Annotated in this window: 22 protein-coding genes; 19 read left to right on the top strand and 3 right to left on the bottom strand. The window is 67.3% G+C overall.

The window, feature by feature from the left end:
* Positions 1–3: 3 nt before the first annotated feature.
* The gene (locus I6L33_RS21625) at positions 4–759 is read left to right on the top strand and encodes a DNA/RNA non-specific endonuclease (RefSeq protein WP_005297919.1); all 756 of its coding nucleotides are present in this window, start codon (positions 4–6) and stop codon (positions 757–759) included.
* 47 nt (positions 760–806) lie between these two features.
* Here I6L33_RS21625 and I6L33_RS21620 read toward each other — a convergent pair whose 3' ends face one another.
* Genes I6L33_RS21620 through I6L33_RS21610 form a run of 3 tightly spaced genes read right to left on the bottom strand, consistent with a single transcriptional unit; the run spans position 807 to position 2,553 of the window.
* Positions 807–1,022, bottom strand: coding sequence for a hypothetical protein (locus I6L33_RS21620; protein WP_005297921.1), 216 nt, complete (start codon positions 1,020–1,022; stop codon positions 807–809).
* A 44-nt stretch (positions 1,023–1,066) separates the two neighbouring features.
* On the bottom strand, positions 1,067–2,143 hold the full coding sequence (locus tag I6L33_RS21615; protein WP_095592120.1) for a methyltransferase: 1,077 nt from the start codon (positions 2,141–2,143) through the stop codon (positions 1,067–1,069).
* A 17-nt stretch (positions 2,144–2,160) separates the two neighbouring features.
* A complete protein-coding gene (locus I6L33_RS21610; RefSeq protein WP_005297924.1) occupies positions 2,161–2,553 on the bottom strand; it encodes a hypothetical protein in 393 nt (130 codons plus the stop codon).
* A gap of 246 nt (positions 2,554–2,799) precedes the next feature.
* Here I6L33_RS21610 and I6L33_RS21605 point away from each other — a divergent pair, with 246 nt between their 5' ends.
* From I6L33_RS21605 to I6L33_RS21520, 18 genes are all read left to right on the top strand, one after another.
* The gene (locus tag I6L33_RS21605) at positions 2,800–3,510 is read left to right on the top strand and encodes a beta-ketoacyl synthase chain length factor (RefSeq protein ID WP_124249664.1); all 711 of its coding nucleotides are present in this window, start codon (positions 2,800–2,802) and stop codon (positions 3,508–3,510) included.
* A complete protein-coding gene (locus tag I6L33_RS21600; RefSeq protein WP_017781051.1) occupies positions 3,495–4,253 on the top strand; it encodes a lysophospholipid acyltransferase family protein in 759 nt (252 codons plus the stop codon). The genes I6L33_RS21605 and I6L33_RS21600 overlap by 16 nt, the downstream gene beginning before the upstream one ends.
* A 17-nt stretch (positions 4,254–4,270) precedes the next feature.
* Complete coding sequence (locus I6L33_RS21595) at positions 4,271–4,537, top strand: phosphopantetheine-binding protein (RefSeq protein WP_005297932.1); 267 nt, start codon at positions 4,271–4,273, stop codon at positions 4,535–4,537.
* A 3-nt stretch (positions 4,538–4,540) separates the two neighbouring features.
* Positions 4,541–4,789 (top strand): acyl carrier protein, encoded by a 249-nt coding sequence (locus tag I6L33_RS21590; protein WP_005297934.1) that lies wholly within the window; start codon positions 4,541–4,543, stop codon positions 4,787–4,789.
* Positions 4,758–5,396, top strand: coding sequence for a hypothetical protein (locus I6L33_RS21585; protein ID WP_254204950.1), 639 nt, complete (start codon positions 4,758–4,760; stop codon positions 5,394–5,396). Before I6L33_RS21590 ends, I6L33_RS21585 begins: the two co-directional genes overlap by 32 nt.
* Complete coding sequence (locus tag I6L33_RS21580; RefSeq protein ID WP_201988263.1) at positions 5,393–6,772, top strand: AMP-binding protein; 1,380 nt, start codon at positions 5,393–5,395, stop codon at positions 6,770–6,772. Before I6L33_RS21585 ends, I6L33_RS21580 begins: the two co-directional genes overlap by 4 nt.
* Complete coding sequence (locus I6L33_RS21575; protein WP_201988264.1) at positions 6,756–7,112, top strand: hydroxymyristoyl-ACP dehydratase; 357 nt, start codon at positions 6,756–6,758, stop codon at positions 7,110–7,112. Before I6L33_RS21580 ends, I6L33_RS21575 begins: the two co-directional genes overlap by 17 nt.
* Positions 7,109–8,812: a glycosyltransferase gene (locus tag I6L33_RS21570; protein WP_216973330.1), complete on the top strand. Its 1,704-nt coding sequence runs from the start codon at positions 7,109–7,111 to the stop codon at positions 8,810–8,812. The genes I6L33_RS21575 and I6L33_RS21570 overlap by 4 nt, the downstream gene beginning before the upstream one ends.
* On the top strand, positions 8,799–10,361 hold the full coding sequence (hutH, locus tag I6L33_RS21565) for a histidine ammonia-lyase (RefSeq protein WP_017766379.1): 1,563 nt from the start codon (positions 8,799–8,801) through the stop codon (positions 10,359–10,361). The genes I6L33_RS21570 and hutH overlap by 14 nt, the downstream gene beginning before the upstream one ends.
* Positions 10,362–10,485: 124 nt before the next feature.
* Positions 10,486–10,911 carry a thioesterase family protein gene (locus tag I6L33_RS21560; protein WP_017766381.1) on the top strand — a complete coding sequence of 142 codons (426 nt, stop codon included), beginning with the start codon at positions 10,486–10,488 and terminating at the stop codon, positions 10,909–10,911.
* Positions 10,908–11,522, top strand: coding sequence for an outer membrane lipoprotein carrier protein LolA (locus I6L33_RS21555; RefSeq protein ID WP_216973329.1), 615 nt, complete (start codon positions 10,908–10,910; stop codon positions 11,520–11,522). Before I6L33_RS21560 ends, I6L33_RS21555 begins: the two co-directional genes overlap by 4 nt.
* Positions 11,523–11,572: 50 nt before the next feature.
* Positions 11,573–13,921 (top strand): MMPL family transporter, encoded by a 2,349-nt coding sequence (locus I6L33_RS21550; RefSeq protein ID WP_216973328.1) that lies wholly within the window; start codon positions 11,573–11,575, stop codon positions 13,919–13,921.
* Positions 13,918–14,475 carry a DUF3261 domain-containing protein gene (locus I6L33_RS21545; protein ID WP_216973327.1) on the top strand — a complete coding sequence of 186 codons (558 nt, stop codon included), beginning with the start codon at positions 13,918–13,920 and terminating at the stop codon, positions 14,473–14,475. The genes I6L33_RS21550 and I6L33_RS21545 overlap by 4 nt, the downstream gene beginning before the upstream one ends.
* Complete coding sequence (locus I6L33_RS21540; RefSeq protein ID WP_216973326.1) at positions 14,472–15,656, top strand: beta-ketoacyl-[acyl-carrier-protein] synthase family protein; 1,185 nt, start codon at positions 14,472–14,474, stop codon at positions 15,654–15,656. Before I6L33_RS21545 ends, I6L33_RS21540 begins: the two co-directional genes overlap by 4 nt.
* Entirely contained in the window at positions 15,649–16,110 is a 462-nt protein-coding gene (locus I6L33_RS21535) for a hotdog family protein (RefSeq protein WP_139398162.1), read from the top strand. Before I6L33_RS21540 ends, I6L33_RS21535 begins: the two co-directional genes overlap by 8 nt.
* 9 nt (positions 16,111–16,119) lie before the next feature.
* Entirely contained in the window at positions 16,120–16,845 is a 726-nt protein-coding gene (locus I6L33_RS21530) for a 3-ketoacyl-ACP reductase FabG2 (RefSeq protein WP_042052118.1), read from the top strand.
* Complete coding sequence (locus tag I6L33_RS21525; protein WP_005297952.1) at positions 16,842–18,068, top strand: beta-ketoacyl-ACP synthase; 1,227 nt, start codon at positions 16,842–16,844, stop codon at positions 18,066–18,068. Before I6L33_RS21530 ends, I6L33_RS21525 begins: the two co-directional genes overlap by 4 nt.
* Positions 18,069–18,232: 164 nt before the next feature.
* Positions 18,233–18,571 carry a DUF2541 family protein gene (locus I6L33_RS21520; RefSeq protein ID WP_017766388.1) on the top strand — a complete coding sequence of 113 codons (339 nt, stop codon included), beginning with the start codon at positions 18,233–18,235 and terminating at the stop codon, positions 18,569–18,571.
* The last annotated feature ends 19 nt before the right edge of the window (positions 18,572–18,590 follow it).

Genomic DNA, 18,590 nt, shown 5'->3' with positions numbered 1-18,590 from the left:
ATAATGAATAATATCAATAAATTAGTTCTGGCTATCGGATTCACTCTCACCACCTTCCCGAGCCTGGCGGCGGGCTTCCAATGCAAGGATCACGTCAAGCTCGGGGTACCCAGCCAATCCAGTCAACTGCTGTGCCGGGACGGCTATGCCGCCGGTTACAACTACGACACCAAGGTCTCTGACTGGGTCTCTTATCGGATGACGGCCGCCAGCGCCCAGGGTCAGGTGCCGCGCAAGGATGCCTTTGCCGAGGACAAGGAGGTGCCGGTGCAGTTCCGCGCTACCCTGGCCGACTACAAGGGCTCCGGCTATGACCGCGGTCACCAGGCGCCCGCGGCGGACATGCGCTCCACCGCCACCACCATGAAGCAGAGCTTCCTGCTGACCAACATGACCCCGCAGCTGCCGGCGCTCAACCAGGGGGCCTGGCGCATCCTGGAGGAGAAGACCCGGCAGTGGGCCATCGCCTATCAGGATGTCTATGTGATCACCGGCCCCATCTTCACCAACTCCGATGCCTCCATCGGCAACGGTGTGACCGTGCCCCACGCCTACTACCGGGTGGTGATGGATGTGGCCAACCAGGAGGCGATCGCCTTCATCCTGCCGCAGGAGAACGTGTCGGCCAGCCGGCTGGCGGATTACATAGTGACGGTGGATGAGGTGGAGCAGCAGACCGGGCTCGATTTCTTCGCCGAGCTGCCGGATGAACAGGAAGAGGCCATGGAGTCCCAGCTGATGGCCATGTGGAGCAACTGAGTTCACCCATGACGCTGATGAAAACAGGGGCCTGTCGGCCCCTGTTTCTATTTGCTCAGCTCATCACCGACCTTCTTGACGGTGTCCCGGGTGCCGTGACCGATCTCGCGGGTCACGTCCCGGGTGGTGTGGCCAATCTCGCGGGTCACATTGCGGGTGGTGTGCCCCACGGTTCTGCCCGCCTCCTTGATGTCGGCGCAGCCGCCGAGCAGGCTGCCCAGAACCAGGCCGAGGGCCATCAGGGCCATGCAGTCACGCCTCATGCCGTGCTCCTTCTCGTTTCATCATCGTTATGCCGATGGCGGCATTATGGCCTCGTGTGCAACGGGCGGGCAACCAGCAGGGTGTGGCCCGGGCCTGGGATCTCGTGCTCGGCTTCCACGTGGAAGTGGGCCTCGCGCAGGCACTGGTACAGCTCCTTGGAGTGGTAGAAGCGGCTGTTTCCGTTGGCCAGACAGGTGAAGTAGAGGGAGGTGGCGTTGAGACTGAAACTGGCGGCTTCGAAGGATTGGCGGTCCCAGAACAGCTCCAGGATGCAGACCCGGGCGTCCGGCTTCATGGCCAGCCGGATCCGGTTCAGGATGGCGACGATTTGCTCGTGACTGAAGCAGTCGAGGAACTGGCTCATCCACCAGATGTCCGCCTCGCCGGGCAGGGTGCCTGGCTGCAGCAGATCCACCGGGTGACCCTGTACCCGCTCCGTCAGCCCCGCCTCCTCGATGTTGCGGCGAGCCAGTGCCAGCTGCTCGGGCAAGTCCAGGATGGTGACTCGCAGCGCCGGATCCCGCTTGGCGCAGGCGATGGCCCACTTGCCGGTGTTGCCACCCAGGTCGTAGAGGTGGCGCGGCTCGTAACCGAACACCTTGTCCTGGGCCTGCTGGAAGGCCCAGTCGGAGTAGAAGTGATCGAACGCGAACCAGCTGCGGCGGGCAGGCTCGGGCAGCTCGCTCAGGTGCGGATAGAGGGTCTGCCAGGGGCCGAACTCCTGCAGGCCGGCCGGCGTGCCGTTGCGGATGGCGTCGAGCAGGTGGGCGAGGGGCTGGTAGCAGACGTGCTGGGTGAAGTCGAGATTGACCCGGCTCATGGTGTCGTTCAGCAGGTATTTGCCGACCCGCCCCAGCACATAGTGCTCCTCGGCCAGGTAGCAGAGCCCGCCGCCGAGCCCCATGTCCAGCAGCACGCTGGCGCCGTATTCACTCAGCTCGCATGCCTGGGCGATGTCGGCCAGTGGTGCCCCCCGCTGGCCACGGGTCTCGAGATAGGCCAGCACCCCGGTTTCGCGCAGGCACCAGCTGGCCTGAAACAGCATGGGCCCGAAGGCGATTTTCTGGGCCTCGCTGATGGCTTCCAGCGCGTTGTAGGGGTCTGTCTGATAGTGATTCACGGGGGGCTCCTGCCGGATCAGCGGCTCTGCGCGCGGGCGAGTTCCAGCTGAATGGCCTGGTTCAGACCCAGTACCCAGCGGTTATAACTGCGGTGGATGCTGCCCTTGCCCTTGTCGTCCAGATTGACGCTGCTCACATAATTGATGGAATAATCGCGAGCGCTGTAGGGAATATTGATTACCGCCTGATGCTGGCGCACATTGACCTGGCCCCGAATCAGTCCAGGCTGCTCCTGGCGCATTACCCAGCTCTTGCTGATACCGGCCGTAATAATGGCGTTGGCAACCTGCTCCTCGGTGAGGTTGGATGGCACCGGATTGGCCGCCATATTGCGGATGGGCTGGCTGGTGGAGCAGGCGGCCAGCAGGGCACAGGCCAGCAGCAGGGATATTTTATTAATAATTTTCATAATATTTTCCTTGAGAAGGATATTCATCAGTTGAGCGTGGCAATGAGACAACACAAATTGTTTATTTTCAATCACCAAGGCGGTGGATAATCCGGGCTGGCTATTATTTTTGATGAATAATGGTATTATCCGCCGGTATTAAGCCGATGACGCCATTCAATACCATGGCGCAGGCACTGCCCGTCGGGTGAGTGCCTTTTATGCTCTTCGCTCCCACCACGGTTTTAAGGACAGGTCGCCTGCAACATGCTCTCTTTCTCGCTGCTGGATAGTCAGGCGCTGTCACCCGGTCTGGCCGATGAGGCCGCCTGGCAGGTGTGGGCGCAGCAGGGGCGCTGGCCCGTCGACCCGCCGTTTCCCGCCACTCCCTTGCTGCCCATGATGATAGCGCGCCGCCTGAGCCAGGGCTCACGGCTGGCGGTGCAGGTGGGGCTGAGCCTGCTGGCCCGCCACCAGGTAGACAGTGCCATCTTCGTCAGCCGCCACGGCGAGCTGGCCCGCTCCATGACGCTGCTGCAGGCGCTGGCGGACGGGCAGGCGCTCTCCCCCACCGATTTTTCCATGTCGGTGCACAACACCGCCGCCGGACTCTGCTCCATCCAGGGCAAGGCCGCCATTCCCATGAGCTCGCTGGCTGCGGGGGAGAACAGCTTGATGGCAGGCCTGACCGAAGCGGTCGGCGCCCTGCAGGCCGGCGCCCGCCGGGTGCTGCTGGTGGCCTTCGAGGGGCCTGTGCCCGAATTTCATCGCCCCTGGCTGGCGGAGGAGGCGCCGCCCCACGCGCTGGGACTGGTGCTGGAGGCAGGTGAGCAGTGGCGCTGCGAGGGGGTTAGCCCCGTGGTTGAACCCACCCGTTCGCTGCCCCAGAGTCTCGCCTTGTGGCGCGCCTTGCTGCGGAGCGAGCCGACCCTGATCCTCGGCGATGACCGTCAGGCGTGGAGATGGCAGCGTTGCTGAACCGGGCCTGGCGGTTGATCGGCACGGCGCTTGGCTTCACCCTGTTCGGGGTGGGCGGCCTGCTGCTCACCCTCTTCTGGTTCCCCTTGCTGGCGCTCTGTCTGCGCGGGGAGCGGCGGCGCACCCTGGCCCAACTCACCATCCGCCACAGCTTCCGGCTGTTTCTCGCCATGCTGCGCGGCTGGGGGGTGCTCGACTATCGCGTCAGCGGCATGCCCGCCGATTTGCGTGGCGCCCTGGTGGTGGCCAATCACCCCAGCCTGCTCGACTACGTCATGCTGGCGGCCGAGATGCCGGTGTGCGACTGCATCGTCAAGCAGTCCCTCTGGCGCAACCCCTTCATCGGCGGCGTGGTGCGGGCGGCCGACTACCTGCCCAACGTGGCGGGGGAGGATCTGCTGGCCCTGTGCATGGCGCGGATCCGGGCTGGCGGCCTGCTGCTGATCTTCCCGGAAGGGACCCGCACCACGCCGGGCGAACCCATCAAGCTGCAGCGCGGCGCGGCCCAGTTGGCGGTGCGCAGCCAGGTGCCGCTGCAACTGGTGCGGATCCACTGCAGCACCCGATTTCTCACCAAGCAGGACAAATGGTTCAAGATCCCGGAAAATAAGCCGACTTTCACCATAGAATTCCTGCAGCAAGTGGCGGCGGACGAGGTGGTCGCCACCGGCCAGAGCAGTGCGCTGGCCGCTCGCCAGTTGACCCGGTTTCTCACCCGGGCCCTGCAACCCGGGCCCCAATGACAGCATATGGAACAGTTATGCAAGACCTGCATCTAGAGATAAAACAACTCATCATCGACAGCCTCAACCTCGAGGGGCTCACCCCTGACGACATCGACAGCCAGGCCCCGCTGTTTGGTGACGGCCTGGGGCTGGACTCCATCGATGCGCTGGAGCTGGGCCTTGCCATCAAGGGCCGCTACGGCATCGTCCTCTCCGCCGAGGATGAGAACACCCGTCGCCACTTTGCCTCCGTTGCGGCCCTGGTGGCCCTGGTGCAGGCTCAGTCGAAAGGGGAGGCCTGAGCCATGACCCGCGACGACATCTTTGCCCAGATCAAGGCCGCCCTCGTGGAGCTGTTCGAAGTCGACGAAGAGGCCGTCACCCCCGAGGCCCGCCTCTATCAGGATCTCGAGCTCGACAGCATAGACGCCATCGATCTGGTGGTGCACCTGCAGAAGCTGACCGGCAAGAAGATCAAGCCGGAGGAGTTCAAGTCGGTGCGCAGCGTCAACGACGTGGTGGATGCGGTCGAGCGTCTGCTGGCCGACGCCTGATGCCGGTGTCTGCCCTGCCATGATGCGCTGGCTCTCCTGGCTGGCCGGTGGTGCCCTGCTGCTCTACCCGCTGGCGGTTTACTGGGGGCTGACCCATGCCGGTCAGACCCCGCTGTTGCTCGGCCTGCTGCTCATCTTCTCGCTGCGACTCTTGCCCGGCCTGCTGAAGGGGCGAGTCCGGCTCGGCCCCTTGCCGGAGTGGCTCTGGCTGGGGCGCCTGCTGGCCTGCATCGGGCTGGGGCTGACCCTGCTCTGCGCTCTGTTCAGCGCCCGGCACTGGCTGCTCTACTACCCGCTGGCGGTGAGCCTCTGCCTGCTCTGCCTGTTTGGCTGGAGCCTGACCCGCCCCATGAGCCTGGTGGAGCGGCTGGCCCGCTTGCAGGATCCCGCTTTGCCGCCGGCAGCCATCGGCTACACCCGGCGGGTGACCCAGGTCTGGTGCGGCTTCTTCGTCATCAACGGCGCCCTGGCGGCCTTCACCATCTGGCACGGGGATCTGGCGCTCTGGAGCCTCTACAACGGCCTCGTCAGCTACCTCCTGATGGGCTGCCTGATGGGGGCTGAGTATCTGGTGCGTCGCCGCCTGCTCAAGAGGCTGACCCCATGAGCCTGCTGCAAGCCCTCTGGCAGCGCGATGGTGCCCAGCCGGTGGCCTTCGGCCCGCAGGGGGATGTGACCCTGGCCGAGCTGCGCCGCGCCAGCCTGCAACTGGCCAGGGCCATGTCCCGTCACGACGGCGCCGGCCAGCCAGGCGCGCGCTGGGCGCTCTGCTTCGATGACAGCCTGCTGTTCACGCAAGCGTTGCTTGCCTGCGCCCTCGGCGGCTATCAGGCTATTCTGCCGGGTCATCAGCGGCTGGCCGGCCTGCAGGAACTGCAGAGCCAGTTTGACGGCCTGCTCACCGACTCCGAGCTGCCGGGAGCAGCGCTCACCGTGCCTCAGCTCAGGCTGCCGCTGGCCGATGCCCACGAGGGGCTGGACGCCGCACACGGTGATCTTGGTGATCTTGCGCCCGCGCGCCTGGATATCACCCTGTTCAGCTCCGGCTCCACCGGCGAGCCCAAGGCGATCCCCAAGGCCTGGCCCCAGCTGGAGGCCGAGCTGCGGGTGCAGATAGCGCTGTGGGGCGAGCGACTGGCCGATAGCAGGGTGCTGGCCAGCGTCAGCCACCAGCACATCTACGGCCTGCTGTTTCGCATCCTGCTGCCGCTGGCCCTCGGTCGCCCGTTCGATCGCCGCACCATCGACTACCCGGAGCAGCTGGCGGCGCAAGGCGCCCCCTGGTGTTTGATCGCGTCGCCGGCGTTTCTGAGCCGGCTCGATCCGGCCATGCCCGCCGCCAGCTGCCGGTTGATCGTCTCCTCCGGCGGTCCCCTGCAGTTGGAGGATGCCCGGCAAGCCCGGTCGCTCTTCGGTCAGCTGCCGGTAGAGATCTTCGGCAGCAGCGAGACCGGCGGCATCGGCTGGCGCCAGCGCCACCAGGAGCAGACCCCCTGGACGGCGCTGCCCGGGGTCGAGGTACGGGTCGGCCCGGAGCAGGGGCTGCTGCTGCGCTCCCCCTTTCTGGAAGAGGATGGCTGGCTGGCCTGCGCCGATCGCATCGCCCTGCGCGAGGAGGGTTTCGAGCTGCTGGGGCGCCAGGACAGGATCGTCAAGCTGGAGGAGAAGCGCATCTCCCTCGACGAGGTGGAGGCGCGCCTGCAGGCCCTGGCGGAGGTGGAGTCGGCCGCCGTGCTGCCGCTGCAACAGGGCCAGCGCCAGATCCTCGGCGCCGTGCTGGTGCTAAGCGAATTGGGGGCCGCCCGCTGGGACGAACTTGGTCAGGGGCGTTTCCTGCTGGCCCTGCGCCAGCAGCTGCGCCCCTGGCTCGAGCCGGTCGCCCTGCCGCGCAGCGTGCGCCGGGTGGTGCAGATGCCCGTCAACGCCCAGGGCAAGCGCCCCTGGTCACAACTCAAGGAGCTGTTCGATGAGCCTGTCCGTTGACACGCTGCCAACCGAGCTGGGTTGCGAGGTGCTGGCCGATGGCGTGCGCCTGCGGCTGCGACTCGATCCCGCACTGCCCTGGTTTGCAGGGCACTTTCCCGGCGCGCCCCTGCTGCCCGGGGTGACCCAGATCCACTGGGTGATGCACTACGCCGCCAGCCGGCTCAAGCTGACACTGCCGTTTCACGGGGTGGATCAGCTCAAGTTCCAGCGCCCGCTGCGCCCCGGGGCCGAGTGCAGCCTGAGCTTGCAGTGGCAGGCGGACAAGGGCCAGCTTCTCTTCAGCTATCTGCTCGACGACGAGCCGGCGAGCAGCGGACGGGTGCGGCTGACCCCATGAACCCTTGCCTTCTTATTCCCTGTTACAACCACGCCGGACCGCTGGCCGTCGTGCTGGCGCGGCTGGCCGAATTCGAGCTGCCCTGCCTGCTGGTCGACGATGGCAGCGAGCCCGTCGCCGCCGCCGCGCTCGATGCGCTGGCCGCCCAGCACCCCTGGGTCAGCCTGCTGCGCCATCCCCACAACCAGGGCAAGGGGGGCGCCGTGATGACGGGGCTGCGCCGCGCCCATGAGCTGGGGTTCAGCCACGCCCTGCAGGTGGATGCCGACGGCCAGCATGATCTGACGGATCTGCCGGCCCTGCTGGCGGAGGCGCGCCAGCACCCGGCGGCGCTCGTCTCCGGCCGCCCGCTCTACGACGACTCCGTGCCCAAGGGGCGCCTCTACGGCCGCTATATCACCCATGTCTGGGTCTGGATCGAGACGCTGTCGTTCGCCATCAAGGACAGCATGTGCGGCTTTCGGGTCTATCCGCTGGCGTCCACCTGCGCCCTGCTGGAGCGGGTGGCCCTCGGCCGGCGGATGGATTTTGACACCGAGGTGATGGTGCGCCTGCACTGGGCCGGGGTGCCGATGCGCTTCGTGCCGACCCGGGTCATCTATCCCGTCGACGGCCGCTCCCACTTTCGGCTTTTTCGCGACAACCTCGACATCTCCTGGATGCACACCCGGCTGGTGTGCCGCCTGCTGTGGGATCTGCTGCTGCGCCTCTGCCGCTGGCCCGCCCGCTTGGGCGCCCAGCTGACCCGGCTGTGGCGCGAGCGGCGTACCCACTGGTCGCGCACCCCGGAGCGGGGTTCATTGCTCGGCATGCAGATCATGCTGGCCAGCTACCGCCTGCTGGGGCGGCGCGGCTTCTCCCTGCTGCTCTATCCGGTCATCGGCTACTTCTGGCTGACCGGCCGCGCCCAGCGGGAGGCATCCCGGGCCTATCTGGCCCGGCTCGAGACCTTCGCCAACGCACAAGGCGTTGCGCTGCCCGCCGAGCCGAGATCGAGCTTTCGCCACTTCCTGCGCTTTGGCGAGGCGGCCCTCGACAAGCTGGCGGGCTGGCGCGGCGATATCACCGAGCAGCAGGTGGAGCTGGTGGGGGCTGAGCACTACCAGGCCGCCATCGGCAGCGGCAAGGGAGTGTTGCTGCTGGGCTCCCACCTGGGCGATCTAGAGCTGTGCCGGGCCCTTGGCAGTCGCAAGCAGGGGCTGCGCATCAATGCGCTGGTGTTCACCCGCCATGCGGCCCGCTTCAACGCCCTGCTCAAGCAGATCAACCCGGATTCGCACCTCAACCTCATCCAGGTGCAGGAGCTGGGGGCCGATACCGCCATCCTGCTCAAGGAGAAGCTGGAACAGGGAGAGTGGGTGGTGATCGTCGGCGATCGCACCTCGGTGACCCGGGAGAAGCGGGTGATCTGGGCCGATTTCCTCGGCGCGCCGGCGCCGTTTCCCCTGGGCCCCTTCGTGCTCAGCAGCGTGCTGGGCTGCCCCGTCTACCTGATGTTCGGCCTCAAGGAGCAGGGGCGCTTTCGGGTGCATTTCGAGCCCTTTGCCGATGGCCAACCTCTGCCGCGGCAGGGGCGCCAACAGATTCTCGCGTCCCGGGTACAGGCCTATGCCGATCGCCTGCAGCACCACTGCCTGCGCGCCCCGCTGGACTGGTTCAACTTTTTTGATTTCTGGCAGCTGACCGATGAACAAGAGTGAGATGAGCAGGGTTGTCTTCGGCGCGAAGCCGCTGACCATCGAAGACGTGGTGGCCCTGGCCGAACGCCGTGCCACCCCCGCATTGAACCCGGATCCCGCCTTCATGGCCCGCATCCAGCGGGGTGCCGACTTCCTCGACCGGCTGCTGGCCGAAGAGGGGGTCATCTACGGGGTGACCACAGGCTACGGCGATTCGGTGACCCGGCCGGTGCCAACCGAGCTGGTGCCCGAGCTGCCGCTGCACCTGACCCGCTTTCACGGCTGCGGGCTGGGGGCGGATCTCGAGCTCGATGCCGCGCGCGCCGTGCTGGCCACCCGGCTCTGCTCCCTGACGCAGGGGGTCTCCGGGGTCAGCCCGGCCCTGCTCGAGCGGCTCTGCTGGCTGCTGGAACAGGATCTGGTGCCGCGCATTCCCGAAGAGGGTTCAGTGGGCGCCAGCGGCGATCTCACCCCGCTCTCCTATGTCGCCGCCGTGCTGGTGGGTGAGCGTGAGCTCCATCAGCAGGGTCGGCTGCGCCCTGCCGCCGAGGTCTATCGGGAGCTGGGGGTGACCCCCCTGACCCTGCGCCCGAAAGAGGGGCTGGCGCTGATGAACGGCACCTCGGTGATGACGGCGCTGGCCTGCCTTGCCTACGCCCGCACCGACTACCTGATGCAACTGGCGACCCGGATCACCGCCCTGGTGAGCGTCGCCATGGGGGGCAACGCCTTCCACTTCGACGAGCGGCTGTTTGCCGCCAAGCCGCACCCCGGCATGCAGGGGGTCGCGGCCTGGCTGAGGGCTGATCTGGTGGCCGGCGAGCTGCCGCGCCACAGCGATAGGCTGCAGGACAGATACTCGTTGCGCTGCGCCCCCCACGTCATCGGGGTGGTGGCCGACAGCCTGCCCTGGTGGCGCCAGCTCATCGAAAACGAGCTCAACAGCGCCAACGACAACCCGCTGATCGATGGCGAAGAGGAGCACGTGATGCACGGCGGCCACTTCTACGGCGGTCACATCGCCATGGCCATGGACAGCATGAAGGCGGCCGTCGCCAACCTGGCCGACCTGCTGGATCGCCAGCTGGCCCAGCTGGTGGACAGCAAGTTCAACGGCGGCCTGCCGAGCAACCTCTCCGGCGCGCCGGATGGGCGGCAGATGATCAACCACGGCTTCAAGGCGGTGCAGATCGGCGTCTCGGCCTGGACTGCGGAGGCGCTCAAGCAGACCATGCCCGCCAGCGTCTTCTCCCGCTCCACCGAGTGTCACAACCAGGACAAGGTGAGCATGGGCACCATAGCGGCGCGGGATGCCTTGCGGGTGCTTACCCTGACCGAGCAGGTGGCGGCCGCCTGCTTGCTGGCGGCGGTGCAGGGGGTGGAGCTGCGCCTCGCCCGGCCCACCCCTTTCACCCGCCCGCTCGGCTCGGCGCTGGCCGCCATGGTCGCGCAGGTGCGGGCCGAGTTTGCTCCGCTGCTGGAAGACCGGGGGCTAGAGCCCGAGCTGAGGGCGCTGATCGCCCGCATTCGCCAGCGCCACTATCCCCTCTATCAGGACTCTTCACTATGAGCCGTATCCAGACTACGCCTGAACCCTGGCAGATCAGCACCGAGATAGAAGTGACTATCCCGTTCCACGGCGTGGACTGGGTGGTTGTGTCGCTCTGGCGGGGGCACTACTTGTGAGAACAACCATGCAGCAAGAACCCTGGCAGATCAGCGCCGAAGTCGAGGTGACCATCCCATTCCACGACGTGGACATGATGGCAGTGGCCTGGCACGGCCACTACTTTCGCTACATCGAGCTGGCCCGCTGCGCCCTGCTCGACCTCATCGATTACAACTACCCGCAGATGGAGGCCTCCGGCTACCTCTGGCCCATCATCGACACCCGGATGAAGTACCTGGCGCCGCTGCGCTTCGGCCAGCGGGTACGGGTGCGCGCCACCCTGACCGAGTACCAGAACCGCCTGAAGATCGACTACCTGCTGAGCGACGCCGTGAGCGGCACCCGCACCAGCAAGGGTTACAGCATCCAGGTGGCGGTGAGCAAGGCGAGCGGCGAGATGTGTCTGGCCTCGCCCCAGGTGCTGCTGGACAAGCTGGGGGTGAGCCAGTGAGCCGGCTGATGGGGCCGCTGCTGGCCGGTCTGATCCTGTTGCTGACATGGCCGCTGCAGGCGGCGCCCCTGAGCCGGGCCGAGGTTCAACAGTTGCTCGCCCTGAGCCAGGCCAAGGAGGCCCGCTTCGAGCAGGAGAAGCAGGTGGCGGGGCTGAGCCAGCCGCTCAAGGCCTCCGGCGAGCTGCTGCTGGTGCGCGATCTGGGGCTCTGGTGGCAGCAGCAGAAGCCCTTCCCGCTGACCCTCACCCTGACGCCGACGCGCATGGTGCAGCAGATGGCGGGCCAGCCTGCCACCGTCATCGACAACCCCCAGCTGCTGGAGTTCAGCCAGATGCTGCTGGCGCTGTTTGGCTCGGACGAGGCGACCCTGGGGCGCTACTTCAGCATCGACTTTCACAGCACGGAGGAGGGCTGGCAGCTGGTGCTGGTGCCGACCCTGGCGCCGCTCGACAAGGTGTTTGCCAGCCTCACCCTGAGCGGGCAGGGGCAGCTGGATCAGCTGCTCATTGCCGACAAGCAGGGTGACAGCACCCGCATCCGCTTCAGCGACTGGCGCGAGCGCCCCCTGCCATTGACCCCTGAGGAGCAGGCCCGCTTTGCTGTCCACTAGTACCTCGCTGCGCCAGCGCGCCGTCCCCGCCGGGACGAGGAGAGCCCACCTTGCTGCACGCTGAAACCACCTGGCGCCGGCTCGGGACCCTCTGGATCGGGCTCTGTCTGCTGCTGGCGGCTGTGCTTGCCTGGCAACTGCCCCACAGCCGCATCAACACCAGCCTGATGGATCTGCTGCCCCACGAGTCCCGCAGCGATCTGGACCCGGCCCTGCAGCAGGGTCTGCTGCAGCAGCTCGACCGCCAGCTGGTCTGGCTGCTGAGCCTGCCCGCCGGCCAGGACGGGCGCGCGGCCGCCACCTTCTGGGCGCAGCAGCTCGGCGAGCTGCCTGCCTTGTCCCGCATCAAGGGGTATCAGCCTGAGCTGGCCCCCGCCTGGCAGCGCTATCTGCACGAGCTGGCCTGGCAGCGGCTGGATCCGGCGAGCCGGGCCCGGCTCGCCGGGGGGGCCGAGGGGTGGAGCCAGTGGGTACTCGGCCAGATCTACTCCCCTTTCGGCGGCGTCTCCCGCGCCGAGTGGCAGAGCGACCCTCTGCTGCTGACTCGGGCCGGGGTGCTGGCCGAGGCCCGCGGCCCCATGCAGCTCAAGGAGGGCTGGCTGGTGAGCCGGGACAAGGCGGGGCGCGACTGGTACATGGTGCGCGCCGAGCTGGATCTCTCCGCCTTCGACATCCAGCGCAACCAGGCGCTGCTGAGCGAACTGGCCGGGGCCGAGCAGCGCCTCGCCGAGGCCTATCCCGGCGCCGAGCTGCTGCGCCGTGGCACCCTCTTCTACAGCCAGCACGCCAGCCAGCTGGCCCAGCAGGACATCTCCACCATAGGGCTGGGCTCCATGGTCGGGGTCATCCTGCTCATCTGGGGCGTGTTTCGCTCCACCCGGGCGCTACTGCTCTCCCTGCTGCCCATCGGCGTAGGGCTGATGTGGGGGCTCGGCACAGTGCTCATCCTGTTCGGCGAGATCCACGTCTTCACCCTGGTGATCAGCAGCAGCCTCATCGGTATCGCCATCGACTACGCCATCCACTTTTTGTGCGAGCGGCGGCTGCACGGCGACGACGAGACACCGCACCAGACCCGGCTCAAGTTGCTGCCAAGCCTGTCGCTCGCGGTGCTGACCACCCTGATCGGCTATGGCCTGCTCTGGTTTGCCCCCTTCCCCGGCTTGCAGCAGCTGGCGGTGTGCGCGCTGGCGGGGTTGTTCAGCGCCTTCATCACCGTGCTTTGCCTGTTTCCGCGCTGGGCCGGCCCGCTGCCGACAAGGCCGCTTTTGGGTCAGCGCTGGTTGCAGGGCTGGCTGCTGGCCTGGCAGCAGCGCCCGCTGCTGCGCATCGGTCTGCCGCTCTGCTGCCTGCTGCTGGCGGCCCTCGGCATCAGCCGGTTGCAGGTGGATGACGACATCCGCCGGCTGCAGCCTCTGCCGGTGGCGTTGCAGGGGCAGGAGCAGCGGATCCAGGCCCTCACTGGCCAGCAGGGGGGCATGCAGGGCTTGCTGGTGACGGGGGCGGACGGCGAGCAGGCACTGCAACGGCTGGAGCGGCTCGATGGCCGGCTGGCCGAGCTGCAACAGCGCGGTGCGCTGCAGGCGTTCGTCTCGCTTGCCCGCTGGCTGCCTTCGCTGGCACGCCAGCAGGAGGATGCCGCCGCCATCCGGGCCCTGCTACCCGAGGTGGTGAGCCAGCTCAAGGCGGCCGGCCTGCCGCTGCAGACGCCCGTGCGCGAGCCGCACTGGCTGACCCCGGCCGCCTGGCTGGCCAGCCCGGTCAGCGAGGGGAGCCGCCTGTTGTGGCACGCCCTGGCGGATGGCCGTGTCGCCATCTGGGTGCCGCTGGTGGGGGTGGCAGACGAAGGAGCCCTGACGGCGCTGGCGGCGGCCGAGTCAGGGGTCTACTGGCAGGATCAGCGCAGCCAGTGGAGCCAGCTGTTCGCCCACTACCGCATCAAGCTGGCGGAGCTGCTGTCGGTGGCCATCGCGCTGGTGGCCCTGCTGCTATGGCGGCGGATGGGGGCGGCGCGAGCTGCCCGGGTGCTGCTGGTCAACCTGATTGCGCTGGCCATGGGGCTGGCGCTGCTCGCCGCCTGCGGCCAGCCGCTCACCCTGTTCGGGGTGCTGGCGCTCAGCCTCATCTTCGGCATCGGCATCGACTACGGCCTCTTCTTCGCCCACAGCGGGAGCGGGGTGGCGCGCCAGAGTTCCACCCTGCTCGCCATCCTGCTGGCCAACCTCACCACCCAGCTGGCCTTCGGTCTGCTGGCGCTGAGTCACACCCCCGCCATCGCGGGCTTTGGTCTGGTGCTGAGCGGCGGTATCTTTACCGCCTTCCTGCTCTCGCCCCTGGTACTGGACCGGGTGCGACCGCAGTTGCCGGGGCCACATGGCCGGGAGCCAACCTCATCATGAAAGCCTTGTTCGTGTTCGTCGTCCTGCTGCTGACCGGTTGCAGCAGCCAGCCGACCCCCACCGCCTATCTCGACAAGGGGACCGTCATGACGCTGCCGGCCCCCGTGCTGGCCGCCCCCTTCTATCGCCAGCAGCTGCTGACCGCCAGCGTGGGGGAGAGCAACTACCAGCTGATGACGGTGCTGGAGGCGGACGGCCACCAGCTGACCCTGGTGGGGCTGACCCCGAGCGGGGTACGGCTGTTTCTGGTGCGCTATGACCAGCAGGGCATCGAGACCCGCCAGCTCAGCCCGCTGCTCACCAGCGGCATGCCACCGGTGAACCAGGTGCTGGCGGACGTGATGCTCTGCTACTGGCCGCTGGCCAGCTGGCAACCGCAACTGCCGCCAGGCTGGACGCTGCGTGACGAGGGGCTGCTGCGCCGACTGCGCGCCCCCGACGGCACTTTGGTGACCGAAATCCGCTACCGCGACGCCGACGGCGTGCGCGAGCCGGTCGGCCTGCAGCAACACGTGTTCAACTACCGCCTGCAACTGGAGACCCTGAGCCAATGAGCTGTTATATCGCCGCCTATGGCCTCGTCTCGGCGCTGGGGACGGGGCGTGATGCCAGCGCCGAGGCGCAGCTGGCCTGGCAGAGAGAGGGCATCAGCCCGCTGGATCGCCACCGGGCGCCGCTGCTGGATGGCCGCCTGACTCCGGTGGGGCGGGTGGAAGGGGAGTTGCCAACCATCCCGGCGGCGCTGGCCCCCTATGCCTCGCGCAACAACCAGTTGCTGCTGGCGGCGCTGGCCCAGATCCGGCCCGCCCTCGATGAGGCGCTAGCCACCTTTGGCTGCGACCGTGTCGGCTTGGTGCTTGGCACCAGCACCGCCGGGATCGGCGAGGCCGAGCTGGCGGTGGCGGCTGCCCGGCGCGGGGAGGCCGTGCCCCCCGAGTTTGACTATCGTCAGCAGGAGCTGGGCTCACCGTCGGAATTTCTGGCCCGCCACCTCGGCCTGACCGGGCCGGCCTGGACGATTTCCACCGCCTGCTCCTCCAGCGCGCGCGCCTTCATCAGCGGCCAGCGGCTGCTGGCGGCCGGACTGGCAGACGCCGTGCTGGTGGGCGGCGCCGACAGCCTGTGCGGACTCACCCTCAACGGCTTTGACAGCCTGGAGTCCCTCAGCTGTGTGCGCTGCCAGCCCTTTGATGAGGCGCGCCAGGGGATCAACATCGGCGAGGGGGCGGCGCTGTTTCTGTTGAGCCGCACGCCTGCGCCGCTGGCCCTGCTGGGAGCGGGGGAGTCCTCCGATGCCTGGCACATCTCGGCACCCCATCCAGACGGTGTCGGCGCCGAGGCGGCCATGCGCATGGCGCTGGCCCAGGCGGGCCTGACGCCGGAGCAGGTGGGCTACGTCAACCTGCACGGCACCGCTACCCGCCTCAACGACGCCATGGAGAGCCAGGCGGTGCACCGGCTGTTTGGTGCCGAGGTGCCCTGCAGCTCCACCAAGCCGCTCACCGGCCACACCCTGGGGGCGGCGGGAGCCATCGAGGCCGCGCTCGCCTGCCTGCTGCTGGAGCGCACTCTGCCGCTGCCGCCCCAGCGGGTGGCCACGGCGGATCCGGCGCTGGCCCCCATCCGGCTGGTGAGCGGCGAGGTGCCACTGGCGGCGCCCCGGGTGCTCTCCAACTCCTTTGCCTTCGGTGGCAACAATGTCAGTCTGCTGTTTGGGAGCGCTCACCATGAATGAGCCAGGTTCACTGCCCGCCATCGAGACCCTGCTGCCCCATCAGGCCCCCATGCTGCTGCTGGACCGGCTCTGCGCGGCGGATGCCCAGCAGGCGCGCTGCGAGACCCGTATCGGTGCCCGCCATGCCTTGCTGCTGGATGGCGAGGGCAATCTGCCCGGCTGGGTCGGCATCGAGTTGATGGCCCAGACCATCGCCGCCTGGGCCGGCATGCAGGGGCGCCTGCGCGGCGAGCCGGTGCGCATCGGCATGCTGCTCGGCAGTCGCAAGTATCGCTGCCTGCGTCCCGTCTTCGCGGCCGGCAGCCTGCTCACCATAGAGGCGTGCTGCCTGTTGCAAGACGGCGGCATGGCCAGTTTTGATTGCCGGATCCTGCTGGAGGGGGAAGAGTGCGCCCAGGCGCGGCTCTCCACCTACCAGCCGAGCCCCGGCGAATTGTCCGATTTGTTAGCCTGAGGAAGCTTCATGATCTCTAGCGTATTGGTCACGGGCGCCAGCAAGGGGATAGGCCGCGCCATCGCCCTCAAGCTGGCGGCCGACGGTTTTTCCATCGTGGTGCACTACCACAGCGATCGGGCCGGCGCCGAAGCCACCCTGGCCAGCCTGCAGGCAGCAGGGGGAGAGGGGCGTCTGCTCCAGTTCGACATCGCCGATCGCGAGGGGTGCCGCGCGCGGCTGGAGGCCGACATGGCCGAGCATGGCGCCTATTACGGCGTGGTCTGCAACGCCGGCATCATCCGTGACGGCGCCTTTCCCGCCCTCACCGACGAGGAGTGGGACGGGGTGCTGCACACCAACCTGGACGGCTTCTACAACCTGCTCAAGCCCTGCATCATGCCGATGATCGGCCTGCGCCGGGGCGGGCGCATCGTGACCATCTCCTCGGTGTCCGGGCTGATGGGCAACCGGGGCCAGGTCAACTACAGCGCCGCCAAGGCGGGCATCATGGGGGCCACCAAGGCGCTGGCCCTCGAGCTTGCCAAACGCAAGATAACGGTCAACTGCGTGGCCCCTGGCCTCATCGACACCGGCATGGTGGACGAGGAGGTGAAAGCGGAGGCGATGAAGATCATTCCGCTCAAGCGGATGGGGCAGGCCGACGAGGTGGCCGGTCTGGTCTCCTACCTGATGTCCGACATCGCCGGCTATGTCACGCGCCAGGTCATCTCCATCAACGGAGGCATGGTATGAAGCGAGTCGTAGTCACCGGCATGGCCGGGGTGACCGCCTTCGGGCAGGATTGGCCGAGCGTGCGGGCCCGCCTGCAGGCGGGGCGCAATGCGGTGGTGAACATGCCGGAGTGGGCCATCTACGACGGCCTCAACACCCGGCTGGCGGCCCCCATTCCGGACTTCACGCTGCCGGCCCACTATCCGCGCAAGAAGACCCGCGCCATGGGGCGGGTCTCGGCACTGGCCACCGTCGCCACCGAGCTGGCGCTGGCGCAGGCGGGATTGCTGGACAACCCGGTGCTCACCGACGGGCGCACCGGCATCGCCTACGGCTCCTCCACCGGCAGTACGGACCCCATCCGCGCCTTCGGGGTCATGCTCAACGACAAGAGCACCGCCAGCATCACGGCCACCACCTATGTGCAGATGATGCCGCACACGGCGGCGGTCAACACCGGGCTGTTCTTCGGCCTGCGCGGGCGGGTCATTCCCACCTCCAGCGCTTGTACCTCCGGCAGCCAGGGCATCGGCTACGCCTTTGAGGCGATCAAGCACGGCTACCAGACCCTGATGGTGGCTGGTGGGGCGGAGGAGCTCTGCCCGTCGGAGGCCGTGGTATTCGATACCCTGTTTGCCACCAGCCAGATGAACGACAACCCGGAGCTGGCGCCGCGTCCGTTCGACCGGCAACGGGACGGGCTGGTGATAGGCGAGGGGGCCGGCACCCTGGTGCTGGAGGAGCTGGAACATGCGCAGGCGCGTGGTGCCACCATCCTCGCCGAGCTGGTGGGTTTTGCCACCAACTGCGATGCCGCTCACGTGACCCAGCCCCAGCAGGAGACCATGCAGCTCTGCATGGAGATGGCACTGGCCCAGGCCGGGCTCCAGCCTGAGGATATCGGCTATATCAGCGCCCACGGCACCGCCACCGAGCGCGGCGACATCGCCGAGAGTCACGCCACCGCCGCCATCTTCGGCGACCGCACCCCCATCTCGTCCCTCAAGAGCTACTTCGGCCATACCCTGGGGGCCTGCGGCGCCATCGAGGCCTGGCTGGCGCTGGAGATGATGCAGGAGGGGTGGTTTGCCCCCACCATCAACCTGACCGAGCCGGACCCAGCCTGCGCCCCGCTCGATCACGTGGTGGGCAGCGGTCGCACGCTGGCGGTGGAGTACCTGATGTCCAACAACTTCGCCTTCGGCGGCATCAACACCTCCCTCATCTTCAAGCGCTGGTCCTGAGTGTCGGTGCCCTGCCTGGCAGGGCACCGGTACAGGTTGGGTTTAGCCTTGATGAATTAATATGCCCCCCGTTTTTTTCGGGAGGCATCATGTCTGTGTTATCTGCTTTTTCTTTTTCTGCCAAGCGTCTTCGCGTCATTCAGAGCGTACTGTTATCCACCTTGTTGTGGGCGTTGGCCGCCCCGGCCATGGCCGATGATGAATTTCGGCTGGGCAAGACCATTCTGCTCGGGGTCGGCGATCATCCCGCCATCATTCCCATGCTCGCCTGCCGGCCGACCAAATCCATCATGGTCAAGGCTGGGCGGGAATTAACCCTGGAGCGGGTCAAGGTGTTTTATGGCAATGATCGCAGCAAGACCCTCTATTTCGGCAAGGATCTGAGAGAGGATCAGGAGTCGGAGTGGAAATCCCTCGGCAGCCGGCTCTGCATCAAGCGGATCGAGGTATACGGCAATTCGGAAGGGAGTCGGGCCGGGGTCAAGGTGTACGGCCGCAAATAAACGCTGGACGGGGGTTCAA

The sequence above is a fragment of the Aeromonas sp. FDAARGOS 1403 genome (assembly GCF_019047325.1).
GTDB classification, from domain to species: Bacteria; Pseudomonadota; Gammaproteobacteria; order Enterobacterales; family Aeromonadaceae; genus Aeromonas; species Aeromonas dhakensis.
This window is presented reverse-complemented; position numbering and strand designations above follow the sequence as displayed.

Bases quoted from the DNA above. Each gene is read 5' to 3' on its own strand.
- I6L33_RS21525 (WP_005297952.1), top strand. From the start codon at position 16,842: ATGAAGCGAGTCGTAGTCACCGGCATGGCCGGGGTGACCGCCTTCGGG.
- I6L33_RS21600 (WP_017781051.1), top strand. From the start codon at position 3,495: ATGGCAGCGTTGCTGAACCGGGCCTGGCGGTTGATCGGCACGGCGCTT.
- I6L33_RS21605 (WP_124249664.1), top strand. From the start codon at position 2,800: ATGCTCTCTTTCTCGCTGCTGGATAGTCAGGCGCTGTCACCCGGTCTG.
- I6L33_RS21595 (WP_005297932.1), top strand. From the start codon at position 4,271: ATGCAAGACCTGCATCTAGAGATAAAACAACTCATCATCGACAGCCTC.
- I6L33_RS21545 (WP_216973327.1), top strand. From the start codon at position 13,918: ATGAAAGCCTTGTTCGTGTTCGTCGTCCTGCTGCTGACCGGTTGCAGC.
- hutH (WP_017766379.1), top strand. From the start codon at position 8,799: ATGAACAAGAGTGAGATGAGCAGGGTTGTCTTCGGCGCGAAGCCGCTG.
- I6L33_RS21530 (WP_042052118.1), top strand. From the start codon at position 16,120: ATGATCTCTAGCGTATTGGTCACGGGCGCCAGCAAGGGGATAGGCCGC.
- I6L33_RS21620 (WP_005297921.1), bottom strand. From the start codon at position 1,022: ATGAGGCGTGACTGCATGGCCCTGATGGCCCTCGGCCTGGTTCTGGGC.
- I6L33_RS21540 (WP_216973326.1), top strand. From the start codon at position 14,472: ATGAGCTGTTATATCGCCGCCTATGGCCTCGTCTCGGCGCTGGGGACG.
- I6L33_RS21535 (WP_139398162.1), top strand. From the start codon at position 15,649: ATGAATGAGCCAGGTTCACTGCCCGCCATCGAGACCCTGCTGCCCCAT.
- I6L33_RS21570 (WP_216973330.1), top strand. From the start codon at position 7,109: ATGAACCCTTGCCTTCTTATTCCCTGTTACAACCACGCCGGACCGCTG.
- I6L33_RS21590 (WP_005297934.1), top strand. From the start codon at position 4,541: ATGACCCGCGACGACATCTTTGCCCAGATCAAGGCCGCCCTCGTGGAG.
- I6L33_RS21625 (WP_005297919.1), top strand. From the start codon at position 4: ATGAATAATATCAATAAATTAGTTCTGGCTATCGGATTCACTCTCACC.
- I6L33_RS21610 (WP_005297924.1), bottom strand. From the start codon at position 2,553: ATGAAAATTATTAATAAAATATCCCTGCTGCTGGCCTGTGCCCTGCTG.
- I6L33_RS21585 (WP_254204950.1), top strand. From the start codon at position 4,758: ATGCGGTCGAGCGTCTGCTGGCCGACGCCTGATGCCGGTGTCTGCCCT.
- I6L33_RS21580 (WP_201988263.1), top strand. From the start codon at position 5,393: ATGAGCCTGCTGCAAGCCCTCTGGCAGCGCGATGGTGCCCAGCCGGTG.
- I6L33_RS21575 (WP_201988264.1), top strand. From the start codon at position 6,756: ATGAGCCTGTCCGTTGACACGCTGCCAACCGAGCTGGGTTGCGAGGTG.
- I6L33_RS21560 (WP_017766381.1), top strand. From the start codon at position 10,486: ATGCAGCAAGAACCCTGGCAGATCAGCGCCGAAGTCGAGGTGACCATC.